General features: G+C 54.7%; 36 protein-coding genes. 5 read left to right on the top strand and 31 right to left on the bottom strand.

What is annotated here, in order from left to right:
- Positions 1-11: 11 nt before the first annotated feature.
- The 20 genes from ACXJGX_RS12140 to rpmC form a co-directional block, all read right to left on the bottom strand.
- Positions 12-1322 carry a replication-associated recombination protein A gene (locus tag ACXJGX_RS12140; protein ID WP_474782009.1) on the bottom strand — a complete coding sequence of 437 codons (1311 nt, stop codon included), beginning with the start codon at positions 1320-1322 and terminating at the stop codon, positions 12-14.
- 84 nt (positions 1323-1406) lie between these two features.
- On the bottom strand, positions 1407-1826 hold the full coding sequence (gene rplQ, locus ACXJGX_RS12135; RefSeq protein ID WP_474782007.1) for a 50S ribosomal protein L17: 420 nt from the start codon (positions 1824-1826) through the stop codon (positions 1407-1409).
- Positions 1827-1959: 133 nt separating this feature from the next.
- Positions 1960-2976 carry a DNA-directed RNA polymerase subunit alpha gene (locus ACXJGX_RS12130; protein ID WP_474782005.1) on the bottom strand — a complete coding sequence of 339 codons (1017 nt, stop codon included), beginning with the start codon at positions 2974-2976 and terminating at the stop codon, positions 1960-1962.
- Positions 2977-3086: 110 nt separating this feature from the next.
- The gene (gene rpsK, locus ACXJGX_RS12125) at positions 3087-3476 is read right to left on the bottom strand and encodes a 30S ribosomal protein S11 (protein WP_474782003.1); all 390 of its coding nucleotides are present in this window, start codon (positions 3474-3476) and stop codon (positions 3087-3089) included.
- Between the two features lie 14 nt (positions 3477-3490).
- A complete protein-coding gene (gene rpsM / locus ACXJGX_RS12120) occupies positions 3491-3859 on the bottom strand; it encodes a 30S ribosomal protein S13 (RefSeq protein WP_474782001.1) in 369 nt (122 codons plus the stop codon).
- 219 nt (positions 3860-4078) lie between these two features.
- A complete protein-coding gene (locus tag ACXJGX_RS12115) occupies positions 4079-4723 on the bottom strand; it encodes an adenylate kinase (RefSeq protein ID WP_474781999.1) in 645 nt (214 codons plus the stop codon).
- Positions 4720-6081 (bottom strand): preprotein translocase subunit SecY, encoded by a 1362-nt coding sequence (gene secY / locus ACXJGX_RS12110; protein ID WP_474781997.1) that lies wholly within the window; start codon positions 6079-6081, stop codon positions 4720-4722. Before secY ends, ACXJGX_RS12115 begins: the two co-directional genes overlap by 4 nt.
- A 102-nt stretch (positions 6082-6183) precedes the next feature.
- On the bottom strand, positions 6184-6666 hold the full coding sequence (gene rplO, locus ACXJGX_RS12105; protein ID WP_474781995.1) for a 50S ribosomal protein L15: 483 nt from the start codon (positions 6664-6666) through the stop codon (positions 6184-6186).
- Positions 6667-6898: 232 nt separating this feature from the next.
- Positions 6899-7120 (bottom strand): DUF1127 domain-containing protein, encoded by a 222-nt coding sequence (locus ACXJGX_RS12100; protein ID WP_474781993.1) that lies wholly within the window; start codon positions 7118-7120, stop codon positions 6899-6901.
- Between the two features lie 236 nt (positions 7121-7356).
- Complete coding sequence (rpmD, locus tag ACXJGX_RS12095) at positions 7357-7545, bottom strand: 50S ribosomal protein L30 (protein ID WP_474781991.1); 189 nt, start codon at positions 7543-7545, stop codon at positions 7357-7359.
- Between the two features lie 3 nt (positions 7546-7548).
- On the bottom strand, positions 7549-8133 hold the full coding sequence (rpsE, locus tag ACXJGX_RS12090; protein WP_474781989.1) for a 30S ribosomal protein S5: 585 nt from the start codon (positions 8131-8133) through the stop codon (positions 7549-7551).
- 141 nt (positions 8134-8274) lie between these two features.
- Positions 8275-8640: a 50S ribosomal protein L18 gene (gene rplR / locus ACXJGX_RS12085; RefSeq protein ID WP_474781987.1), complete on the bottom strand. Its 366-nt coding sequence runs from the start codon at positions 8638-8640 to the stop codon at positions 8275-8277.
- Positions 8641-8651: 11 nt separating this feature from the next.
- Positions 8652-9188 (bottom strand): 50S ribosomal protein L6, encoded by a 537-nt coding sequence (gene rplF / locus ACXJGX_RS12080; RefSeq protein ID WP_474781985.1) that lies wholly within the window; start codon positions 9186-9188, stop codon positions 8652-8654.
- 9 nt (positions 9189-9197) lie between these two features.
- Positions 9198-9590, bottom strand: a complete 393-nt coding sequence (gene rpsH / locus ACXJGX_RS12075; protein ID WP_474781983.1) for a 30S ribosomal protein S8 — start codon at positions 9588-9590, stop codon at positions 9198-9200.
- Positions 9591-9602: 12 nt separating this feature from the next.
- Positions 9603-9908 (bottom strand): 30S ribosomal protein S14, encoded by a 306-nt coding sequence (gene rpsN / locus ACXJGX_RS12070; RefSeq protein WP_474781981.1) that lies wholly within the window; start codon positions 9906-9908, stop codon positions 9603-9605.
- A 20-nt stretch (positions 9909-9928) separates the two neighbouring features.
- The gene (gene rplE, locus ACXJGX_RS12065; RefSeq protein WP_474781979.1) at positions 9929-10492 is read right to left on the bottom strand and encodes a 50S ribosomal protein L5; all 564 of its coding nucleotides are present in this window, start codon (positions 10490-10492) and stop codon (positions 9929-9931) included.
- The gene (gene rplX, locus ACXJGX_RS12060; RefSeq protein WP_474781977.1) at positions 10492-10797 is read right to left on the bottom strand and encodes a 50S ribosomal protein L24; all 306 of its coding nucleotides are present in this window, start codon (positions 10795-10797) and stop codon (positions 10492-10494) included. Before rplX ends, rplE begins: the two co-directional genes overlap by 1 nt.
- A 2-nt stretch (positions 10798-10799) precedes the next feature.
- On the bottom strand, positions 10800-11168 hold the full coding sequence (gene rplN / locus ACXJGX_RS12055) for a 50S ribosomal protein L14 (RefSeq protein WP_339932868.1): 369 nt from the start codon (positions 11166-11168) through the stop codon (positions 10800-10802).
- Positions 11169-11248: 80 nt separating this feature from the next.
- On the bottom strand, positions 11249-11479 hold the full coding sequence (rpsQ, locus tag ACXJGX_RS12050) for a 30S ribosomal protein S17 (RefSeq protein WP_474781975.1): 231 nt from the start codon (positions 11477-11479) through the stop codon (positions 11249-11251).
- Positions 11480-11482: 3 nt separating this feature from the next.
- Positions 11483-11689 carry a 50S ribosomal protein L29 gene (rpmC, locus tag ACXJGX_RS12045; protein ID WP_474781973.1) on the bottom strand — a complete coding sequence of 69 codons (207 nt, stop codon included), beginning with the start codon at positions 11687-11689 and terminating at the stop codon, positions 11483-11485.
- Positions 11690-11892: 203 nt separating this feature from the next.
- Between rpmC and ACXJGX_RS12040 the strand changes: the two genes are divergently transcribed.
- The 5 genes from ACXJGX_RS12040 to ACXJGX_RS12020 all read left to right on the top strand — a co-directional run bounded on the left by ACXJGX_RS12040 (position 11893) and on the right by ACXJGX_RS12020 (position 15099).
- Positions 11893-12402: a hypothetical protein gene (locus ACXJGX_RS12040; protein ID WP_474781972.1), complete on the top strand. Its 510-nt coding sequence runs from the start codon at positions 11893-11895 to the stop codon at positions 12400-12402.
- A 181-nt stretch (positions 12403-12583) separates the two neighbouring features.
- On the top strand, positions 12584-13204 hold the full coding sequence (locus tag ACXJGX_RS12035; RefSeq protein WP_474781970.1) for a TIGR02466 family protein: 621 nt from the start codon (positions 12584-12586) through the stop codon (positions 13202-13204).
- A 101-nt stretch (positions 13205-13305) separates the two neighbouring features.
- On the top strand, positions 13306-13620 hold the full coding sequence (locus ACXJGX_RS12030; RefSeq protein ID WP_474781968.1) for a hypothetical protein: 315 nt from the start codon (positions 13306-13308) through the stop codon (positions 13618-13620).
- Positions 13621-13642: 22 nt separating this feature from the next.
- Entirely contained in the window at positions 13643-14443 is an 801-nt protein-coding gene (locus ACXJGX_RS12025; protein WP_474781966.1) for a DUF2145 domain-containing protein, read from the top strand.
- Positions 14444-14526: 83 nt separating this feature from the next.
- Entirely contained in the window at positions 14527-15099 is a 573-nt protein-coding gene (locus tag ACXJGX_RS12020; RefSeq protein WP_474781964.1) for a hypothetical protein, read from the top strand.
- Between the two features lie 38 nt (positions 15100-15137).
- Here the strand turns inward: ACXJGX_RS12020 and ACXJGX_RS12015 are convergent, their stop codons facing one another.
- The 11 genes from ACXJGX_RS12015 to rpsJ form a co-directional block, all read right to left on the bottom strand.
- Entirely contained in the window at positions 15138-15689 is a 552-nt protein-coding gene (locus ACXJGX_RS12015; protein ID WP_474781962.1) for a peptidoglycan-binding domain-containing protein, read from the bottom strand.
- Between the two features lie 188 nt (positions 15690-15877).
- Positions 15878-16291 carry a 50S ribosomal protein L16 gene (gene rplP / locus ACXJGX_RS12010; protein ID WP_474781960.1) on the bottom strand — a complete coding sequence of 138 codons (414 nt, stop codon included), beginning with the start codon at positions 16289-16291 and terminating at the stop codon, positions 15878-15880.
- Between the two features lie 12 nt (positions 16292-16303).
- A complete protein-coding gene (gene rpsC, locus ACXJGX_RS12005; RefSeq protein WP_474781959.1) occupies positions 16304-17020 on the bottom strand; it encodes a 30S ribosomal protein S3 in 717 nt (238 codons plus the stop codon).
- Positions 17020-17400 carry a 50S ribosomal protein L22 gene (gene rplV, locus ACXJGX_RS12000; protein WP_474781957.1) on the bottom strand — a complete coding sequence of 127 codons (381 nt, stop codon included), beginning with the start codon at positions 17398-17400 and terminating at the stop codon, positions 17020-17022. The genes rpsC and rplV overlap by 1 nt, the downstream gene beginning before the upstream one ends.
- A gap of 3 nt (positions 17401-17403) precedes the next feature.
- Entirely contained in the window at positions 17404-17682 is a 279-nt protein-coding gene (gene rpsS / locus ACXJGX_RS11995; RefSeq protein WP_474781955.1) for a 30S ribosomal protein S19, read from the bottom strand.
- A 2-nt stretch (positions 17683-17684) separates the two neighbouring features.
- Positions 17685-18527 carry a 50S ribosomal protein L2 gene (gene rplB / locus ACXJGX_RS11990; protein ID WP_474781953.1) on the bottom strand — a complete coding sequence of 281 codons (843 nt, stop codon included), beginning with the start codon at positions 18525-18527 and terminating at the stop codon, positions 17685-17687.
- 365 nt (positions 18528-18892) lie between these two features.
- The gene (locus ACXJGX_RS11985; protein WP_474781951.1) at positions 18893-19513 is read right to left on the bottom strand and encodes a YdeI/OmpD-associated family protein; all 621 of its coding nucleotides are present in this window, start codon (positions 19511-19513) and stop codon (positions 18893-18895) included.
- A gap of 212 nt (positions 19514-19725) precedes the next feature.
- On the bottom strand, positions 19726-20022 hold the full coding sequence (locus ACXJGX_RS11980) for a 50S ribosomal protein L23 (protein WP_474781949.1): 297 nt from the start codon (positions 20020-20022) through the stop codon (positions 19726-19728).
- Entirely contained in the window at positions 20019-20639 is a 621-nt protein-coding gene (gene rplD / locus ACXJGX_RS11975; protein ID WP_474781947.1) for a 50S ribosomal protein L4, read from the bottom strand. The genes ACXJGX_RS11980 and rplD overlap by 4 nt, the downstream gene beginning before the upstream one ends.
- Entirely contained in the window at positions 20629-21366 is a 738-nt protein-coding gene (gene rplC / locus ACXJGX_RS11970) for a 50S ribosomal protein L3 (RefSeq protein ID WP_474781945.1), read from the bottom strand. The genes rplD and rplC overlap by 11 nt, the downstream gene beginning before the upstream one ends.
- Positions 21367-21378: 12 nt before the next feature.
- Positions 21379-21690: a 30S ribosomal protein S10 gene (gene rpsJ, locus ACXJGX_RS11965; protein ID WP_090194803.1), complete on the bottom strand. Its 312-nt coding sequence runs from the start codon at positions 21688-21690 to the stop codon at positions 21379-21381.
- Positions 21691-22071: the final 381 nt, after the last annotated feature.

The following is a 22071-nucleotide window of genomic DNA, read 5'->3' as shown; positions in this document are numbered from 1 at the left end:
ATGTCAGGATGTCAATTCTTGGACCGCTTTGCGCGTAGTCCCGCAAAGAAATCGACCCGTTTTTTCAAATCACGCTCGAACCCGCGGTCCACGGGTAAATAGTAAACACCGCGCTTCATGCCTTCGGGGAAATAGTTTTGCCCTGAAAACCCGTCTTCGGCATCGTGGTCATAGGCGTAGCCCGCGCCAAATCCCTGCTCTTTCATCAGCTTTGTCGGGGCGTTCATGATATGCGCCGGCGGCGGTTCAGACCCGGTCTGTTTGGCCGCCGCAACAGCCGCCTTGTACGCCACATAAGCCGCATTCGATTTCGGAGCCAGCGCCAGATAGGTCACCGCCTGTGCCAGCGCTAATTCACCTTCGGGCGATCCCAACCGTTCATAAGTTTCCCAAGACTGCAAACACACAGCCTGCGCCTGCGGGTCTGCCAAACCGATATCCTCCACCGCCATCCGGGTGATGCGACGGGCCAGATAACGTGGGTCTTCGCCCCCCGCCAACATCCGCGCAAACCAGTATAGCGCGGCATCCGGGTCCGACCCCCGTACCGACTTATGCAAGGCGCTGATCAGGTTGTAATGCTCTTCGCCAGACTTGTCGTATTTCGCCGCGCGTTTCATCAACCGCTTGGTCAGATCATCGGTGGTCAGTTTGCTGCCGGGCTTCCACGCCATCACCTGTTCAATCAGGTTCAGTAATGCGCGCCCATCGCCATCGGCCATATGCAACAGCGCATCACGCGCCGGGCCGTCCAGCGGCAGCGCGCGATCCATTTCCTTTTCGGCACGCTGCGCCAACCGTTCAAGGTCACGCAATTCGAGCCGCTTGAGGATCAACACCTGCGCACGGCTTAACAGCGCGGCGTTCAATTCGAAACTGGGGTTTTCGGTGGTGGCCCCCACCAACAAGATGGTGCCATCTTCCATATAGGGTAAAAACCCGTCTTGCTGGGCTTTGTTGAAACGGTGGATCTCGTCCACGAACAGCAGCGTGCCCTTACCGTTCTGGCGACGGATCTTGGCCGCCTCGAAGACCTTGCGCAATTCAGGCACACCGGTGAAAATCGCGCTGATCTGGACAAAATGCAAATCGGATTCATTGGCCAGCAACCGCGCAATCGTTGTCTTTCCGACACCGGGCGGCCCCCAAAAGACCAGCGACGACAGCGACCCCGATGACAGCATGATCCCCAGCGGCGCATCTGGCCCAAGCACCTGTTCCTGACCAATCACATCCCCCAAACTTGCCGGGCGCAAGCGGTCTGCCAGCGGGCGCGGGCCTGCCGGGGGCGGAGTGGTCGGGCTGTCAAACAGGTCTGTCATAGGGGCAACATATGCCTTGTGCAAAAAAGCGAAAGCCCCGCGATATCCGCGAGGCTTTCAAAACTTCGTCGAAGTCGCGGGATATTAATCCTCGAGCGCTTCGTACTCAGCCAAACGGGCTTTGTCTGCGGCGCCTTTTGCGTCCACATCGCGGTCAACGAATTCGATGATCGCCATTGGAGCCATGTCGCCGTAACGGAAGCCAGCCTTCATGATACGCACATAACCACCTTGGCGGTCTTTGTAGCGTGGGCCGATGATTTCAAACAGTTTCGCTGTGTGGATGTCTTGCTTCAGGCGCGCATCGGCCTGACGACGGGCGTGCAGGTCGCCGCGTTTTGCCAATGTGACCAGCTTTTCAACAATGCGACGCAGTTCTTTTGCTTTTGGCAATGTTGTTTTGATCTGTTCGTGTTCAATCAGTGAACCGGCCATGTTTGCGAACAGCGCTTTGCGGTGTTCATGGGTGCGGTTCAGTTTGCGGTAGCCATTCGAGTGACGCATTTTGTGGTCTCCTAAGGTTTATACTTTGTCCAACGGTCTGATGCGTGCCAGCCGTATTATTGGGGCAGAATTACCCAGATGTTCCCCGCTCTTGCGGGCATTTGCGGATGGGCCCGAAGGCCCATCCAAAGTCTTAGAACTGATCTTCGAACTTTTTCGCCAGATCTTCGATGTTGTCTGGTGGCCAGTCCTCGACGTCCATGCCAAGGTGCAGACCCATACCTGACAGCACTTCTTTGATTTCGTTCAAAGATTTGCGGCCAAAGTTCGGTGTGCGCAGCATTTCTGCTTCGGTTTTCTGGATCAGATCGCCGATATAAACGATGTTGTCGTTCTTGAGGCAGTTTGCCGAACGGACAGACAGTTCCAGCTCGTCCACTTTCTTCAGCAGAAGCGGGTTGAACTCGAGACCGTCATCATCTGCACCAGCAGAGGCTGATTCAGGCTCGTCAAAGTTCACAAAGATCGACAGTTGATCCTGCAAAATACGGGCTGCATAGGCAACCGCATCGTCAGGTGTCAACGATCCGTCGGTTTCAACCTTCATGGTCAGCTTGTCATAGTCCAGCACTTGACCTTCGCGGGTCGGCTGCACGTCGTAGCTAACTTTTTTCACGGGGCTGTAAATCGCGTCGATCGCGATCATGCCGATCGGTGCGTCTTCTGGCTTGTTCTTGTCAGCCGCAACATAGCCTTTGCCGGTGTTGACGGTCAGTTCCATGTACAGGCTTGCGCCATCATCAAGGTGACAGATCACGTGGTCCTTGTTCAGAACTTCGATACCTGCTGTTTCCGAGATGTCAGCAGCCGTAACAACGCCCGGACCTTTTGCTTGGACAGACAAACGCTTTGGGCCTTCGACTTCCATACGGATGGCGACACCCTTGAGGTTCAAGACGATGTCGGTGACGTCTTCACGTACACCGGACACGGATGAAAACTCGTGCAATACGTTGTCGATCTGCACAGCAGTGATCGCAGCGCCTTGCAGGGACGACATCAGGATGCGGCGCAATGCGTTCCCCAGTGTCAGACCAAAACCACGCTCCAGCGGTTCAGCGATCACTGTCGCCTGACGCATAGGGTCGTTACCCGGCTTTACTTCAAGTTGTGTTGGCTTGATCAACTCAGCCCAGTTCTTGTGGATCATGTGTCCCTCCATTCCTGTTTGCCCTCATGTCCAAGTGGCAAACGCCCGAGGTTTCAAAATGACGTATTGGGGCCGCGCAAATAGCACGACCCCAAAGCGTTTGGGTGATATTAAACGCGGCGGCGCTTAGGTGGGCGGCAGCCGTTGTGCGCCATTGGTGTCACGTCACGGATCGATGTGATGTTGAAACCCGCAGCAGCCAAAGCGCGCAATGCGCTTTCACGGCCAGAACCCGGACCCTGCACTTCGACCTCAAGCGTTTTCACGCCGTGGTCTTGTGCTTTCTTGCCGACATCCTCAGCAGCCATCTGGGCAGCGTAAGGTGTCGATTTACGCGACCCCTTGAAACCCATTGTACCAGCAGACGACCAAGCGATCGCGTTGCCCTGCACATCGGAGATGAGGATTTTTGTGTTGTTGAACGAAGAGTTCACGTGAGCAACGCCTGCGGCGATGTTCTTGGAGACCTTCTTTTTGGTGCGTTTTGCTTCGCGTGCCATGTGTCAGACCTCCCTTATTTCTTCTTACCAGCAATGGCCTTAGCGGGGCCCTTGCGAGTACGTGCGTTTGTGGATGTCCGCTGACCGCGAACCGGCAGGTTACGACGGTGACGCAGGCCACGGTAGCAACCAAGGTCCATCAGACGCTTGATGTTCATCTGTGTTTCACGACGCAGGTCACCTTCAACGGTGAGGTTGGCGTCAATGTATTCACGGATCGACAGAACTTCTGCGTCAGACAGTTCGTTCACGCGACGGGCGCGATCGATCTTTGTTGCTTCACAGATTTCCTCGGCTTTGGCTGGGCCAATACCGGTAATATATGTCAGGGCGATTGGAACCCGCTTTGCAGTCGGGATGTTAACGCCGGCAATACGTGCCACGTGTGCAATTCCTTTTTTGTTGCGGGTCCGTCATTCCAGACCCTTTTTTCACAACGCAAGCCCGCAGCGATTCGCGCGGGCTTAAGTCATATCGAGGTGGTTGATGGCGTCCCGGGGGCGACCCGTTAACCGATCATTGATTCCCTTGCGGGATGGCGCTGTTTAGGGGGCATTCCGGTGCGGGTCAACCCATCCCAAACAGATTAACAAAGCGCGACCCTAAGCAAGCGCATCCGCAATACTTGCCGCGACTTCATCCATGCTGGCCAATCCATCTACAGTCTTCAGATCACCCTTGGCATAATAATATCCAACCAGCGGGCTGGTCTGTTTGTAGTACGCCATCAGGCGCGTTTTCAGACTGTCTTCGTTGTCGTCGGCGCGACGCTGGAAATCAGATGCGCCGCAATTGGTGCATTTACCGTCAGCTGGGATCGGCTTGGTGTTGTCGTTATAGACTTCACCACAGGATCCACAGGTCGAACGGGCCGTGATCCGGGCGACTAGCGCCTCATCATTCACTTGCATCTCGATCACACAATCGAGGTTTTCGCCCATATCCGCCAGCAAACGGCCCAAGGCATCGGCTTGCGCCAAAGTGCGGGGAAAGCCGTCAAAAATGTAGCCAGCCGCGCCGTTATCCGCTTCAAGCTGCTCGCGGATCAGGCCAATCACGATATCGTCGGTGACAAGGTTGCCCGCGTCCATCACGGCCGCGACCTTCTTGCCCATTTCTGTTCCGCTGGTCCGCGCGGCACGCAACATATCGCCAGTGCTGAGTTGCACCATATTACGTTCATCCACGAGCTTGCGTGCTTGTGTTCCCTTGCCCGCCCCCGGCGGTCCCAGCAGAATAATATTCATTTACGCGATGGTCCCTTACGCTTGGATGCGCTGCGCTTACCGCGCAACTGTGACTTCTCGATCAGCCCTTCGTATTGATGGGCCACAAGATGCGATTGGATTTGCTGGATTGTATCCATCCCAACCGACACGATAATCAACACGGATGTGCCGCCAAAGTAAAACGGAACTGACAGTTGCGACCGAATAATTTCGGGCAGCAACGCGACAAGCGCGAGATACCCAGAACCCAAAACCAGAATACGCGTCACAACATAGTCAAGGTATTCCGCGGTCTTTTTACCGGGACGAATGCCAGGCACAAAACCATTCTGGTTCTTCAGGTTATCGGCGACATCTTCTGTCTTAAACGCCACTTCGCGGGTGTAGAAATACGTGAAGAACACGATCATACCGCCGAAGAAAATCAGATAAAGCGGCTGGCCGGGGCCAAACAGCGCCAGAATGGTCGACATAACGGGACCAGTCGCGCCACCACTAAAGGTGCTGATGGTGGTCGGCAGCAACAGCAATGCAGAGGCAAAGATCGCAGGGATCACACCAGCCGGGTTCACCTTGATCGGCAGGTGGCTGCTGGATCCGTCATATACCTTCATGCCGCGTTGTTGGCGCGGGTATTGGATATGGATCTTGCGCAACGACCGCTCCATGAAGACAACAAAGGTTAGAACGACCGCAACCATGATCAAAATACCGATGATGGTCAGCGGGCTGACCAGACCGGAACGGCCCTGCGCCAGAAACTGCGCCAATGCAGCAGGAATTTCAGCGATAATACCAACAAAGATGATCAAAGAGATCCCGTTGCCGATCCCGCGCGCCGTGATCTGTTCACCAATCCACATCAGGAACATTGTCCCACCGACGATCGTCAGAACGGCAGACGCCCGGAAAAACAGGCCCGGATCCAGCGCAAAGTCACCGGCTTCCAGCCCGACGGATAAGAAATAGGCCTGTACGGACGCCAGAAACACGGTGCCGTAGCGTGTATATTGGGTCAGCTTACGGCGGCCCTGCTCGCCTTCTTTTTTGAGGTTCTTCAGTGGCTCCCACATCGAACCCAGCAACTGGATCACAATCGAAGCAGAGATGTACGGCATGATGCCCAGCGAAAAGATCGCCATACGCGACAGTGCGCCGCCCGTGAACATCGACAAAATGCCACCGATCCCGCTTGCCGCCTGCTGCATAAAGTCACGCAGCGCGATAGGGTCGACGCCAGGCACAGGGATATACGTCCCAAGACGGTAAACCATCAACATGCCGATCGTGAACAGGATACGTTGGCGCAGTTCAGTTGCTTTGCCGAAGGCGCCCCAACTGATGTTGGCTGCCATTTGCTCTGCTGCAGAAGCCATTAAAGTCTCTTTTCATCAAAAAACGCCGCCAGACGGGTTCCCGTTGGCGGCGTTAGGGAAACGTGAGGAATATGTAAGCGACGTTTCCGCCGCTCACAAGCCTTACTCAGCCGCGACAGGTGTTGCTGGCGCTGCAACGGTCAAAGAACCGCCAGCTTTGGCAACGGCATCAACCGCACCTTGCGATGCACCAGTTACAACGATTGTTGCTTTCGCAGTGAAATCGCCTTTGGCCAGAACGCGGATACCGTCTTTTTTGCGGCGCACCAGACCGGACGCGATCAACGCATCTTCGGTGATGTCAGCTTTGATATCAATTTTGCCTTCGTCGATGAATTTCTGGATCAGACCCAGGTTCACAACAGAAAATGCCTTGCGATTTGGCTTGTTAAAGCCACGCTTAGGCAGACGTTGGTACAAAGGCATTTGGCCGCCTTCGTAACCCTTGATCGCAACACCCGAACGGGATTTTTGACCCTTGATACCACGGCCACCGGTCTTACCTTTGCCGGAACCTGGACCACGGCCAACGCGTTTGCGACGGTGGGTTGCGCCTTCGTTATCGGCTAGTTCATTCAGTTTCATGTCGCTTCTCCTTTTGCCGGAACTGACCCCCAGCGACGGGAGCGGTCAAACACGGCGTTACAATTGAGTCGGGCCATGCGTGGTCCGACCAGCGGCGTATAGACGGATGCGTGGGCTGGATCAAGTGGGCGCAGTCAACTTGCCCCCTGCCCGTGCGAATTTGACGCGCAGCAACAAAAAAGGGCGCCGCGTGATGTCTCACTGGCGCCCCGATAACGATGTCATGAAATGCTTATGCCGCGCCGTAGGCCGCCTGCACAGCGACGTCACGGATGGTGATACGGCTGACGCCGATATCTGCCAAGTCGCGGTCAGACATGTTGTGCAATTGCCCGTAAACCTCGCGGTAGACAGCCCGACGCGCACTTGCGGTTTTGATTTGCGCGATTGCGTTGTTAACGATCTGACCAAAGTTGATGCCAGTGTTTTGACCTGTTGTATTCACGAATGCCATATCAGTTTTCCTTTTCCTACCGTGTCCCTGCGGCCGGATGCCTGCTGTGGGACGTTGAATTCCATGACTTCAAAGTAGGGGACGTTAGCGCAAACAACAAACGCCGGTTCGGAATTGCCGCTATGCAGCAACGTCATGCCGCATGGCAGCATTGTGGCGAAATAGCGGCATCCAACAAAAAACGCCCCGGGTTTCCCGAGGGCGTTTCTATGTCTCTACAAACCAGACTGGTCTGCCTAGCCGCGCTCTTCGATGATCTCAACGAGGTGCGGGATAGAGTTGACCATGCCGCGAACCGAAGGTGTATCTTCGAGTTCTTTGGTACGGTGCATTTTGTTCAGGCCAAGACCAACCAACGTTGCGCGCTGCTTGGCAGGGCGACGGATTGGCGAACCGATTTGCTTAACGACGATAGTTTTTGCCATGGTTTAAGCCTCCTCAGCGACTTGAGCGGATGCAGCAGGTGCGTCGTCACGCTTTGGCAGAATGTCGGCAACTTTTTTGCCGCGACGCTGCGCTACGTTCCGTGGTGACTGCTCTTTGGACAGGCCGTCCATTGTGGCGCGGATCATGTTGTAAGGGTTCTGCGAACCGATCGACTTCGATACAACGTCCTGGACGCCCAACATTTCGAATACGGCACGCATTGGACCACCGGCGATGATCCCAGTACCCGCAGGTGCTGAACGCATCACAACTTTACCAGCACCGTGACGACCTTCGATGTCGTGGTGCAGCGTACGACCATCGCGCAGTGCAACGCGGATCATCTGACGCTTGGCTTGTTCAGTCGCCTTACGGATCGCTTCAGGGACTTCTTTTGCTTTCCCTTTACCGAAACCGACGCGACCTTTTTGGTCACCAACAACAACCAAAGCAGCAAAGCCAAAGCGCTTACCACCTTTTACGGTCTTGGAAACCCGGTTGATCGCGACCAGACGGTCAGCAAACTCGGGTGTTTGTTCTTCACGGGGACGACGGTTGCCGCCGCGATTGTTATCACGTTCTGCCATTGATGGCGTCCTTATATTTCGTGGCGCGATGCGCCGTTTTCCAATCAAAGTGCCAAACCGTAGCTTAGGCCTTGATCATCGAAGGCAGGCGGACCCGCCTTGCAGTATGCGCGCAGGGTGGGCTTGCACCCACCCTACCCTTTAGACTTTCAAACCACCTTCACGGGCAGCTTCGGCCAAAGCCTTGATCTTGCCGTGAAACAGGAAACCACCACGGTCGAAATAAGCAACTTCGATGCCCGCTTTTTTCGCGCGTTCTGCAATTGCAGCACCCACTTTTGCAGCAGCTTCGATGTTGTTCTTGCCAACCACGCCCAAATCTTTTTCCAGCGACGAAGCGGACGCGATAGTCACGCCGTTCACGTCGTCGATCAGCTGGGCGCTGATGTTTTTGTTCGAGCGGTGAACCGAAAGGCGCGCACGCCCTTGGTTCGCAGTGATGCTCTTGATTTTGTTCCGAACGCGCATGCGGCGCTTCAGAAACAGAGTTCTTTTGCTGTTTGCCATTTGTGCGTTCCTTACTTCTTCTTGCCTTCTTTGCGGAAGATGTATTCGCCTTTGTACTTGATGCCCTTGCCTTTATACGGCTCGGGTTTACGCCATTCGCGGATGTTTGCCGCGACCTGACCAACAAGTTGCTCGTCGATACCTTCCACAGTGATTTCGGTCTGCTTAGGAGATGTAACAGTAATCCCCTCTGGCACTTCGAAGTTCACATCATGGCTATAGCCCAAGGACAGTTTCAGGAGCTTATCGCCCTGCATCTGTGCCCGGTAACCAACGCCCGACAGTTCAAGTTCTTTTTTGAAGCCTGTCGATACGCCAGTCGCAAGGTTCGCAACCATTGTGCGGCTCATGCCCCACTGCTGGCGCGCGCGCTTGGATTTGCCGCGTGGTTCTACTGTAACAACATTGCCATCAACAGTGATGGTGACGTCGTCGGTTGCTTTAAAGCTCCGGGTCCCTTTAGGGCCTTTCACTTCAATGGTTTGACCAGACACAGACGCGGTAACGCCTGATGGCAGCTCAACCGGTTTTTTACCAATACGAGACATGTTATCCCCTTAGAATACAGTGCAGAGCACTTCGCCGCCAATGTTGGCCGCCCGTGCGTTTGCATCCGACATCACACCTTTTGAGGTGGAGACAATCGACACACCCAGGCCCTGACGGACAGATGGGAGGTCATTTGCACCGAGGTACACACGACGACCGGGTTTCGAGACCCGTTTCACTTCGCGAATAACTGCAGCGCCCTCGTAGTATTTCAGCTCGATCAAGAAAGCAGGGTGGCCATCTTTGCCATCCTTCTTTGCGTAACCGCGGATGTAACCTTCGTCAGAAAGCACGTCCAGAACCCAACCGCGCAGTTTCGAAGCAGGTGTTTCCACCGCTGCTTTGCCGCGCATTTGGCCGTTACGGATACGTGTGAGCATATCACCGATAGGATCGTTCATAGTGTGTGCTCCTTACCAGCTCGACTTAACCATACCGGGGATTTCGCCATTGGAACCAAGGTCCCGCAGCGCGATCCGGCTGATCTTGAGTTTACGGTAATAGGCGTGTGGACGCCCGGTGAGCTGGCAACGGTTGTGCAAACGTGTCGCAGAAGAGTTGCGCGGCAGTTTTGCCAATTCAAGGGTTGCCTTGAAACGCTCTTCGACGGGTTTTGCTTGATCGTTGATGATAGCCTTCAATGCGGCGCGCTTTTCAGCGTACTGCTTGACCAGCTTTTCGCGCTTCACTTCACGCGCGATCATGGATTTCTTAGCCATTTCTAATCTCTCCCTAACGCTTAGCTGTTGAAAGGCATGTTGAAAGCTTTCAACAATGCTTTTGCTTCAGCGTCAGTGTTCGCTGTGGTGCAGATAACGATGTCCATGCCCCAGTTCTCATCGATTTTATCGAAGTTGATCTCGGGGAACACCAGGTGCTCTTTTAGGCCAGTGGCGTAGTTGCCGCGACCGTCAAAGGATTTGCCAGATACGCCGCGGAAATCGCGGATACGAGGCATTGCAACTGTGATCAGACGGTCAAGGAATTCGTACATCCGGTCGCCGCGCAGCGTCACCTTTGCACCCAAAGGCATGTCTTCACGGACCCGGAAACCCGCGATGGATTTCTTGGCTTTGGTGACGACAGCTTTTTGGCCAGCGATGGTAGACAGATCGTCTTGGGCTGATTTTGCTTTCTTGCTGTCACGGACAGCTTCGGCGCCACAGCCAATGTTTAGAACAATTTTGTCCAAACGTGGGATCTGCATGTCGTTTTTGTAGCCGAACTCTTCTTTCAAAGTCGCGCGGACCTTGGAAGCATATTCAGCCTTCAAACGTGGGGTATAGTTTGCGGTATCAAGCATTAGATCGCATCCCCTGTTGTCTTGGCGAAACGGACCTTGTTGTCGCCATCCATACGGAAGCCAACGCGGGTCGCTTTGCCATTTTTGTCAACGATTGCCAGGTTCGACAGTTGGATAGGCATCGCCTTTGGCGTGCGGCCACCTTCTGTAGACTGGGATTGCTTTACGTGGCGGATCGCCATGTTGACACCGTCAACAATTGCTTTGCCAGACTTTGGGTCGATAGACGAAATTGTGCCCTTCATGCCCTTGTCCTTGCCAGCAAGAACGATCACGTCGTCACCTTTGCGGAGTTTAGCAGCCATAGTTACAGCACCTCCGGAGCAAGCGAGATGATTTTCATAAAGTTCTTTGCGCGCAATTCGCGAACAACTGGTCCAAAGATACGTGTACCTACTGGCTCGTTGTTGTTGTTCAGAATAACAGCAGCGTTGCTGTCAAAACGAATGGCTGTGCCGTCTTCACGGCGAACTTCTTTTGCGGTGCGTACGACGACGGCCTTACGGACGTCACCTTTCTTTACGCGGCCACGTGGAATGGCTTCTTTCACCGATACAACGATAATGTCACCGACACTCGCGTAACGACGATGTGAGCCACCCAGAACCTTGATGCACTGAACACGGCGTGCGCCGCTGTTGTCAGCAACATCCAGATTGGTCTGCATCTGGATCATTTGGTTTCCTTCCGACCTATGAGGTATTCCCGATTTCCGTCCGGGGCCCCAGGGTTTCGTTTAATCTGTTGGTAACCGCCTTAAGAGGCGATAACTTCCCAGCGTTTCGTTTTCGATTTTGGTGCACATTCCTGGATACGGACCTGATCACCAACGTTGAAAGTGTTGTTCTCGTCGTGCGCCCGGTACTTCTTGGACTTACGCACAGTCTTGTGCAGCAGCGGGTGCTTGAAACGACGCTCTACAGAAACTGTGACCGTCTGTTCGTTTTGGTTGCTTGTGACAACCCCGGCTAGGATACGCTTAGGCATGGATTAAGCCTCCGAAGCAGCGGATGCTGCTTTTTCGTTCAGGATTGTTTTAACTTTGGCAGCATTGCGACGTGCATTTCGGATACCAGCAGTGTTTTCAAGTTGGCCAGTCGCCTGCTGAAAACGCAGGTTAAAGGATTCTTTTTTGAGGTTCACCAGCTCTTCACGGAGCTGATCGGGCGTTTTATCCCGCAGTTCATTGGCGTTCATGCCGTTTTCCTTTGTCAACATCACCGGAGGGCCGTGCAACACGTCACCCGAATCCCAGTGGAGTGGGGGTAGAAGTGCGCCGTATAGGGGGGGATGGTGCAGTTGGCAAGCGTTTTCACAAGCCGATCGCTAGACGTTCAGCATACTCTATTCTTATGCCTCATACACTCATGCCGCCTCCGTCAAGACACCCATCCATCGATATGGACGTATTGCTAAAACATGCCCTTGAGGGGGGAGACGGAAGAACAACTTTGATATTGAAGGGCCATCTTGCTCTCGAACAAACCCTAGAGGCTGCGGCCGCTAAGCGGCTCAAAAATCCACATGCAATTCTTGGGAATCAAACGAAGTTCGCAACTAAGTTATCACTGGTGAAGGCGCTATACGGCGTCGATCTGGACAACTCGCTTTACACTCTTTGCAACAAACTGAATACGCTGCGGAATCAACTTTCTCACGACCTGCAGGCAAAAAGTGTCCCAAAACTAATCAATGACATACTTAATTTGGCTGATCCTGGAATGCCCGGTAAAGGGCGCAAAGAGCTAGAGTTTCTTGATAGCGATAGTCTGGATGAATTGCTTTACTATAAAATTGCTGCCGTCTTGGAAGGTATTTGTGAGGTCGCGTTTGCAGAAGAGATTGCTAACCATAACGAAGAGATGACTGAATGGCTGGCAAAGCTTCCCAAAAACCCCGCGCGACCCTAGTCGGCGCGCAGTTGCCCAGCGGATGTCCGACACCAATCCAGCGCGGTGCCAACAACAGATTTCATATAGCAGGTGCTTTTACCCACGATTCGCGCAGCATCGACCACCTATCGCACATCACGTGACGGCAGGGTGTGCGCCCCGCTGGCGCAACACCCCAACCTTGGGGTATTATTGCGGCATGACACATATCAAATCGCTGTTCGCGACCCGCCTTTACCACGCCAAGCTGTCAGAGCATGGCCCGATTGACCCCAGCGAGCTGGAAAACTCTTGCCTTGTCATTGCTGACGATGACGAGGCTGGCCAGGAATGGTGCGAAGAAAACGGCTATCCCGGATACACCTCTTATGCATCGCTGACCGACCTGCCATGGCGGTTTCCGATCTTTAAGGATCTGGTCAAAGTTCTGGATGCGCACGTTGCTGAATTTGCGAAGGATCTAGAATTTGATCTTGGTGATAAAAAGCTGAAGCTTGAAGATATCTGGATCAACATCCTGCCCCCCGGCGGCACACATTCCAGCCACATCCACCCCCATTCCGTCATCAGCGGCACCACCTATGTCGCCATGCCCGAAGGCGCCAGCGCGCTGAAACTCGAAGACCCGCGCCTGCCGATGATGATGGCCGCCCCCACCCGCGTGAAAACCGCCCGCGAGGAATTGCGCCCGTTTATCTACGTCAAACCGGAAGTCGGCGAGGTCCTGATGTGGGAAAGCTGGCTGCGCCACGAGGTTCCCATGAACATGGCCGAGGAAGAAGAACGCATCAGCGTCAGCTTCAACTATAGTTGGGAATAGTCAGGAAATACATTTATTGAACATAGTTCAAAAAATGTATTGACCGCTGCAAGGTCTTATTCTACCAGTTTGTGAGCAACGTTCACAAACTGGAGAACACCATGTCATTTCGATCTTTTCCTGCCGTCGCCCTGATCGCAACAATCAGCGTCGCAGGCTGCGCGACAACAAGCGGTCAACACTCTGGCCAAGCCGTAAACCACAGCGGTCAAGCGATCGGTGAAAGCACTGCAGCGGCAGTGACCGGTGTCGCGACGGTCACCGCTGTCCCTATGATGGCTGCAGGATCGGTGTTGACGGTATCAGGTGCCGCGCTGGCTGATGTCGGCACGGCTTCCACCAACGCCGGTATCGTCATGTATAATGCCGACGGCACCGTCGCCACAGTCGCACCCAACGCACCACCAAAGCTATAGTCGGCTGGAAAAGGAAAACACCATGCGAACCTTTTTACGCCATTGCCTGTTCATAGCCGCACTCGCGGCACCCGTCCCCGCCGTTGCCGGTAGCAGCGCCGCTGGCAACCCGGTCCTGCCCATTGAACAGGTCGCAAATTTTTCGAACCGCGTCCAACAAGACCTCGCATCACGCGGTGCCAGCGTTGCATTGGTGGGTCGCGTCGGCCGCGACCCCGCCCAACTGCCTGATGGCGTCACCTATACGCATGTTGGCATCTGGGTATACTCGCGGATCACCCTGCCGGACGGATCGCGGGGCATGGGATATCAGGTTTATAACCTGTATCAGCAGCCCAATGATGACAGCCGCAGCAGTCTTGTTCAGGACCGCCCTGCCGACTTTTTCGCCGGTGCCCATGTGCTTGACGCTGGTGTGATTATTCCTGATGCAAGGCTTCAACAAAAGCTGCTCGATGTGATCAACAGCCCGGCCTATGCCGGACTGCACAACCCGAACTATTCAGCGCTGGCCAACCCGAACACGAACCAGTTTCAAAACTGCACAGAGCACACGCTGAACATCTTGATGGCCGCGCTATACGGCACCAGCGATATGGCGCAAATCAAGGCCAACATCACAGCCTACTTCGACCCACAGGACATCCGGGTCAGCGGCCTGCAACGGGCGCTTGCACCGGCGGCATCGCGGGCGTTGACCACCGCGGATCATGGGGCGAATGTCGCAACGGCCACCTTTGGGTCTATCGCGCGTTTCATGGACACCAACGACCTTGATCAAGTAACCTACCGGATCACCCCAGACCGCATTGTGCGGTTCTGATGTGGCAGGCCCGTGACGGCCACCCTATTGACACATGAAGGCACCGTCAGGGACAGTCATCTTATCATTCCGAAGGATCAACAATGAAACATACGCTTGTTTTTTCGCTGGCGATCTGTGTCGCATCGGAATCTGTCGCGGCTGAAAAAGTGACCTTTGAGAGATGGTCGTACGGTGCGTGGACGGTGCGCAAATATGAATATGTCGAATTTGATTCATACGGCTGCGAAGTTTGGACCGGGAACGACGGCGGCGCCGGGGTTTTAGCAATCGACGTTAACGACGGCGGTGCGGAGGTAACGATCACATACACCCCGGCAAACCTGCGCGATTCAGCGGGCCCAATGACGCCGGGCGACTCGGTCGTCCTGATCGTGGACAGCCTGATCCTGCCAATTTCCACAAAAATAGAGGTCGGCGCATTTCAAAACGATTGGAGCGACAGCGAATTCAGCGCATTGGCGCATAATGCCTTTGTCACTGAAACGATCGACGCACTGCGTGCCGGGGATCTTGTGGAGGTCGGAGTGCAACACGCAGGGCAGTTTATGATCTACGATGTCTTCTCGTTGTACGGCGTTACAGCAACTTGGTTAAAAGCATCAGAGTGGTGCGGCTTTGACCCTGACAGGCCGTTGGTGTCGACGTCACCTTAAATAGCCCCCTCTGACATCGCAGAAGGGGCTTTTTAGCGTTAAGAGAACCAGCCTTTTACTTTGCCCCAAGCAGACTTGGGAGGAGCAGCCTGTTCTGCTTCGGCAGCCTGAACCACCTCGACGCCATTCAGTTCTGGAAGTGGCTCAGCCTCGAAATGCTCTTCGTCTGGCTGCACGGCGGCGGCCTGAACAACAGCCTCGGTGACAACTTCTGCAAAAGCGGTCATCTTGGAAAGCGTATCGGGACCAGCAACGCCGTCAGCTGCCAAACCGTTGGCCGCTTGAAAATCAGCAACTGCTTTCGCTGTACCCGGACCGAATGCGCCATCAGCGCTAATGCCCAGATCAGCTTGTAGTTTCTTAACCTGCGCGCCGCGGGAGCCTTTGCGCAGCAGGATCAATTCTGGCAGACCGATGGCCGCGAACGTATCGGGGCCTGCAATGCCATCAGCGGCCAGACCATTTGCAGATTGCCACTCTTTCAGAGCTTTTTCAGTTCCCGGACCAAAGTCGCCATCGTCAGCAATGCCCAACTTCTTTTGAAGTCGCTTAACAGGCGCACCCTTTAGGCCGCGTTTAAGAATAGACATATGGAATTCCCCTTCTGGTCAGATTTATGCCGGTGTGAAACCTTGTTCACATGGTGCACGGTAGCGGGCGTGTGACGGCATGGCGAGGGGAAATTAGACGCAGAGTTACCCCCCACCACCCATAAGAAAAGCCCCCGCCGATTACACAGCGGGGGCTTATTTTGATCACTGGTTACAGCCGACTAGGCTTACCAGTCTTCGCGCACCACGGTGCGTGTTTTGATCGGCAGCTTCATCGCAGCAAGGCGCAGGGCCTCACGTGCGACAACTTCGGTAACGCCATCAATTTCAAACATGATCCGGCCTGGTTTGACCTTGCATGCCCAAAAATCGATGGAGCCTTTACCTTTACCCATCCGCACTTCGACAGGCTTCGATGTGACTGGCGTATCTGGGAAGATACGGATCCAGACGCGACCCTGACGTTTCATGTGACGTGTCATCGCGCGGCGTGCCGCTTCGATTTGACGTGCGGTGATCCGCTCTGGCTGGGTCGCCTTCAGGCCGAAGGTGCCAAAGTTCAGGTCAGACCCGCCCTTTGCTTCACCCTTGATCCGGCCTTTGTGCAGCTTGCGGTGTTTTGTACGCTTTGGTTGCAGCATATCGTCTACTCCTTAGCGGTCGCGGCGTGGGCCGCCGGGGCCGCGTGGAACAGCACCCTCTTGCAGCTCAGCGTGTTTACGGTCGTGCGCCTGAGGATCATGCGCCATGATATCACCTTTGTAGATGAAGACCTTAATGCCGATGATCCCATAAGGTGTCATCGCCTCGAACAGTGCGTAATCGATGTCCGCACGCAGTGTGTGCAGTGGCACGCGACCTTCACGGTACCATTCGGTACGCGCGATTTCAGCGCCACCCAAACGACCGGACAAGTTCACGCGGATACCCAAAGCACCCATGCGCATTGCGTTCTGAACCGAACGCTTCATCGCGCGACGGAACGAAACACGACGCTCAAGCTGCTGACCGATGGATTCAGCAACAAGGGCTGCGTCCAGTTCGGGCTTGCGCACTTCAACAATGTTCAGGTGCAGTTCTGATTTGGTCAGTTTCGCCAGCTTCTGACGCAGACCTTCGATGTCTGCACCTTTCTTGCCGATGATCACACCAGGGCGCGCAGCATGGATCGTAACGCGGCACTTTTTGTGCGGACGTTCGATGATCACGCGGCTAATGCCAGCCTGAGCACATTCTTTCTTAACGAAAGCTTTGATTTTCAGGTCTTCCAGCAGCAGGTCACCATAGTCTTTGGTGTCTGCATACCAGCGGCTATCCCAGGTGCGGTTGACCTGAAGACGCATGCCGATGGGGTTTACTTTGTTACCCATTATGATTGCTCCTCAACTTGACGCACCTTGATGGTCAGTTCTGAAAACGGCTTCACGATCTTGCCAAAACGGCCACGTGCCCGTGGACGACCGCGCTTCATGATCAGGTTCTTCCCGACATAAGCTTCGGCGACGACCAATGCGTCGACGTCCAGGTTGTGGTTGTTTTCAGCGTTGGCGATTGCCGACTGAAGACATTTCTTCACATCATCCGAAATCCGCTTTTTCGAGAAAGTCAGGTCAGTCAGAGCCTGCTCAACTTTCTTGCCGCGGATCAGTGTTGCGACGAGGTTCAGTTTCTGTGGCGAAGTACGGAGCATGCGCAGTTTTGCCATTGCTTCGTTGTCGGCCACGCGGCGGGGATTCTTATCCTTGCTCATGGCTTATTTCCGCTTCGCTTTTTTGTCTGCTGCGTGACCGTAATAGGTCCGTGTTGGCGAATATTCACCAAACTTCTGACCGATCATGTCCTCAGAGACGTTCACAGGGATGTGCTTCTTGCCGTTGTACACACCAAAGGTGAGACCAACGAACTGAGGCAGGATTGTAGAACGACGCGACCAGATCTTGATCACTTCGCTGCGGCCGCTTTCGCGGGATGCTTCGGCTTTTTTCAGCACGTAGGCATCCACAAACGGGCCTTTCCAGACGGAACGAGCCATAATTAACGACCCTTCTTCTTGGCATGACGCGAACGCACGATAAGGCGCTGCGATGCTTTGTTCTTGTTACGTGTGCGCGTACCCTTGGTATCCTTACCCCATGGGGTAACAGGTGTACGACCACCAGATGTCCGGCCTTCACCACCACCGTGAGGGTGGTCGATCGGGTTCATCGCAACACCGCGGACAGAAGGACGAACGCCCTTGTGACGCATACGGCCTGCTTTACCGAGGTTCTGGTTGGAGTTGTCTGGGTTCGACACAGCACCGACAGTGGCCATGCATTCCTGGCGGACCAGACGCAATTCGCCAGAAGAAAGACGGATCTGTGCGTAGCCGCCATCACGACCAACAAACTGGGCGTAAGTACCAGCTGCACGGGCGATCTGACCGCCTTTGCCTGCCTTCATTTCGATGTTGTGAATGATCGTACCGATCGGCATGCCAGAAAACGGCATTGCGTTGCCGGGCTTAATGTCAGCCTTGGCGGATGCAATGACCTTGTCACCAACGCCAAGGCGCTGTGGTGCAAGAATGTAGTTCTGTGTGCCATCTTCGTACTGGATCAGCGCAATAAATGCGGTCCGGTTCGGGTCATATTCGATCCGGGCAACAACAGCTGGCATATCCAGTTTGTTGCGCTTGAAATCGACGATGCGGTAAAGACGCTTTGCGCCCCCACCAATGCGACGCATTGTGATCCGTCCGGTGTTGTTCCGGCCACCCGATTTTGTAAGACCCTCTGTGAGGGCCTTAACTGGGCGTCCTTTCCAAAGCTCCGAACGGTCGATCAGCACCAGCCCGCGCTGGCCTGGCGTCGTCGGCTTATACGACTTAAGTGCCATGTTAGCTTCTTCCGTTTGCTTGGCGGCCCCTTGTGAGGAGCCTGAAGTTATAGGGCCCCGAAGGTCCCCAAGACAATAAAACACGACCCCGGAACGAATCCGGGGCCGGGTGATTGCGGGGATGTAGCAGGGAGGGAGGAAGGTGGCAAGGGGTGTTGGCCCAAACTGGTCGCGGGCGACACCGCACCAACACAAATCCACCCTTTCGTGCGCCGCCGCATCCATGCTTTCATTTCGGGCTATACGATGACGGCGTCTTGTTGACCAAACCATGCATCTACACCCGCGCAGGCAATACGCGCGCCACATTCACAAATTCGGCAACACCAGTCAGCATGCTGTCGCGATGTAAGGCGTGTCGGCTATCACCGCTCCAATGCGCCCTTCCCGGCTATGATCTTTTCGCGGAACTTCGTGATGCGCGTTACTCGTGTGGCGGGTTGCTTGGCGCTGTTTAGGTTGATCACATAACTTTTCTGCCGGCCCGGCGTCAGGCCGTGGAAGGCTTCGGCCAGTTCAGGGTCATTATCGAGCGCGTTAACCAGCTCTTCGGGCAATGCAAGATCACGGTCTAACTTGCGTGGTTTTGTCCCGGCCTCGGCGTGGATTTTTAACGCGTCCAAATAGGACCGGATGGTCGGCTCTATCCGCTGCACGTCATCGGCAGATCGGAAAAATACCACGCTTGCCGTGGCCGTATTAGGGCCGTTCTTTTCCAGCACCCCGGCGGTGTCTTGCAGCAAGGCGGCGTTCATGAACGTCAGCCGAAAGTCACCGCGAAACGCCCCGATCATCGCGATATTGCGGCCCGCATGCATATAGCACGGATGCCCCCATTTCACCGCTTCTTCCAAACCTGCGCCAAGACAGATGGCGCGCAGCAGCATCACGCCATCGGCCCAAACCCGTGCCGCACAATCGGCTGTGTCAAAGCGGGCGCAGCGTCCGCACCCCTTGGTGAAAAAATCCTGCACGTCGGTGATCAACAGTTTGGCTCCTTCAGCCCGCTGCAAAAAAGCAGCGCAAAAATGGTCATTTGCGCGCGCCTCATTTTCCCAGACTACGTCCCCCGCATGGGTCCGCCTAGCCGAAACAGGGTTAACGCATTGGCATTGCAACCAGGGGACAAAACGACCGCGCGACACAAAAAAAGGCCCTGCAAAAGCAGGGCCTTTAAAATGTTCGCTAACGACGGTCTTTACAGACCTGTGCTGACGTCGATCGTGTTGCCTTCAGCCAAGGTCACATAGGCTTTCTTGACGTCCTTGCGGGTACCGATGGCGCCACGGAAGCGCTTAACTTTACCTTTAGTGATCGTCGTGTTGACCGCTTTGACCTTCACACCAAACAAAGCTTCAACAGCTTCTTTGATCTGTGGTTTGTTGGCGTCGATTGCCACTTCGAAAACAACGGCATTGGCTTCAGAAGCCATTGTTGCTTTTTCAGTGATGATCGGCTTGCGGATCACGTCGTAATGTTCTGCTTTCACGCTCATGCTAAACGAGCCTCCAGTGCTTCGACGCCTGCTTTGGTCAACACAAGTGTGTCGCTGCGCAGAATGTCGTAAACGTTGGCACCCTGCGAAGGGAGAACGTTCAGGGTTGTGATGTTTGCAGCTGCACGGACAAAGTCAGCGTTCAGTTCGGAACCATCAATGATCAGCGCACGCTTCCAACCCAAAGTCCCGACCATTTTGGCCAGAGCAGAGGTTTTTGCGTCCTTGATGTTGATGTCCTCAACGATCACCAGCTCGCCTGCGGCCACTTTCGCGGACAGTGCGTGCTTCAGACCAAGCTTACGGAACTTCTTGGTCAGCTCGTGCGCGTGGCTACGTGGGGTTGGACCCTTGTAAGTACCACCGTGACGGAAGATCGGCGCGCCTTTGGAACCGTGACGTGCGCCACCGGTGCCTTTTTGGCGATAGATCTTCTTGGTCGAATACGAAACTTCGGACCGGCCCAGAACATCGTGTGTCCCTGCCATGGCTTTGTTCCGCTGCCAGCGCACCACACGGTGCAGGATGTCCTTGCGTGGCTCAAGACCGAAGATTGCGTCGTTCAGTTCGACGGAACCAGCAGCATTGCCATCAAGTTTGATTGCATCAGCCTTCATTGTTTTCGCCTCCCTCAACTGGGGCATCGGTTTGATCAGCCGCTTTCACAGCAGACCGCAGACCAGCAGGGTAAACGACATTTTCAGACAACGGCTTTTTGACCGCATCCTTCAAAGTCACCCAACCACCTTTGGAGCCAGGAACAGCGCCTTTGACCATGATGATACCACGGTCCAGATCTGTTTTGATGACCTGAAGGTTCTGTGTCGTCACGCGGGCAGAACCCATGTGGCCGGCCATTTTCTTGCCTTTAAAGATCTTACCTGGATCCTGACACTGGCCAACAGACCCGTGCGAACGGTGGCTGACCGACACACCGTGAGACGCCCGCAGACCCCCAAAGTTGTGACGCTTCATCGCACCCTGGAAACCTTTACCGATCGATGTGCCGGATACGTCAACGTATTGGCCTTCGAAGTAATGGTTCGCTGTCAGCTCTTCACCGACGTTGATCATGTTTTCCGGGGCAACGCGGAACTCAGCGACCTTGCGCTTGGGTTCAACCTTAGCCGCGGCAAAGTGACCACGCATCGCTTGGCTTGTGCGCTTAACCTTAGCAGAGCCAGCACCAAGCTGAACAGCAACATAGCCATCCTTCTCAGCGGTACGCTGTGCAACAACCTGCAGGTTTTCGAGCGAAAGAACGGTCACAGGAATCTGCTTGCCGTCTTCCATGAAAAGCCGGGTCATGCCGACTTTCTTTGCAATAAGTCCTGTACGGAGCATCTGATCTACCCCTTATACAGAAATCTGAACGTCAACACCGGCGGCCAGGTCGAGCTTCATCAGCGCGTCCACAGTCTGTGGTGTTGGGTCAACGATGTCGAGAAGACGCTTGTGCGTACGGATCTCGAACTGATCGCGGGATTTCTTGTCAACGTGTGGACCACGCAGAACGGTGAACTTTTCGATCTTGTTTGGCAGTGGGATCGGACCACGCACAGAGGCGCCAGTGCGCTTTGCTGTGCTGACGATTTCTGCAGTGCTTGCATCAAGCACGCGGAAATCAAACGCCTTAAGGCGGATACGGATGTTTTGGCTAGCGGCCATGTCATCACCCTTTTGATAGGGTTGAGATCGGAGAGGAAGAGTGACGACCACCGCCATCCTTCATCGCGTCTATAATGAACCAAAAAGGGCACGCAAAGCGCACCCTGTCAGGATTTGTGCCGTATAGGGGGAGTCGGCGTGGGTGGCAAGGGGTTTCGCGGAAACAATTATCTGCGCGGCTTCTGGCATTCCGATCGCCCTTAATCCCTTAACAGCAATGGGCATCGTCGCAGAAGCCGCATCGCAAAAAGGCCGCCCACTATGGGCGGCCTTTGTTATTGATATCGTCTGCGTGGGTTGTCGGTGATTGCTGTGCGATCGCCTGCCACCCACCCGGTGTTTCCCCGCTTGCGCGGGGAAGACCCCGTTACTCGACGATTT

It is taken from the genome of Yoonia sp. SWMV100, from assembly GCF_056108365.1.
The sequence above is the reverse complement of the archived record's forward strand: the minus strand, read 5'-3'. Positions and strand labels throughout refer to the sequence as shown.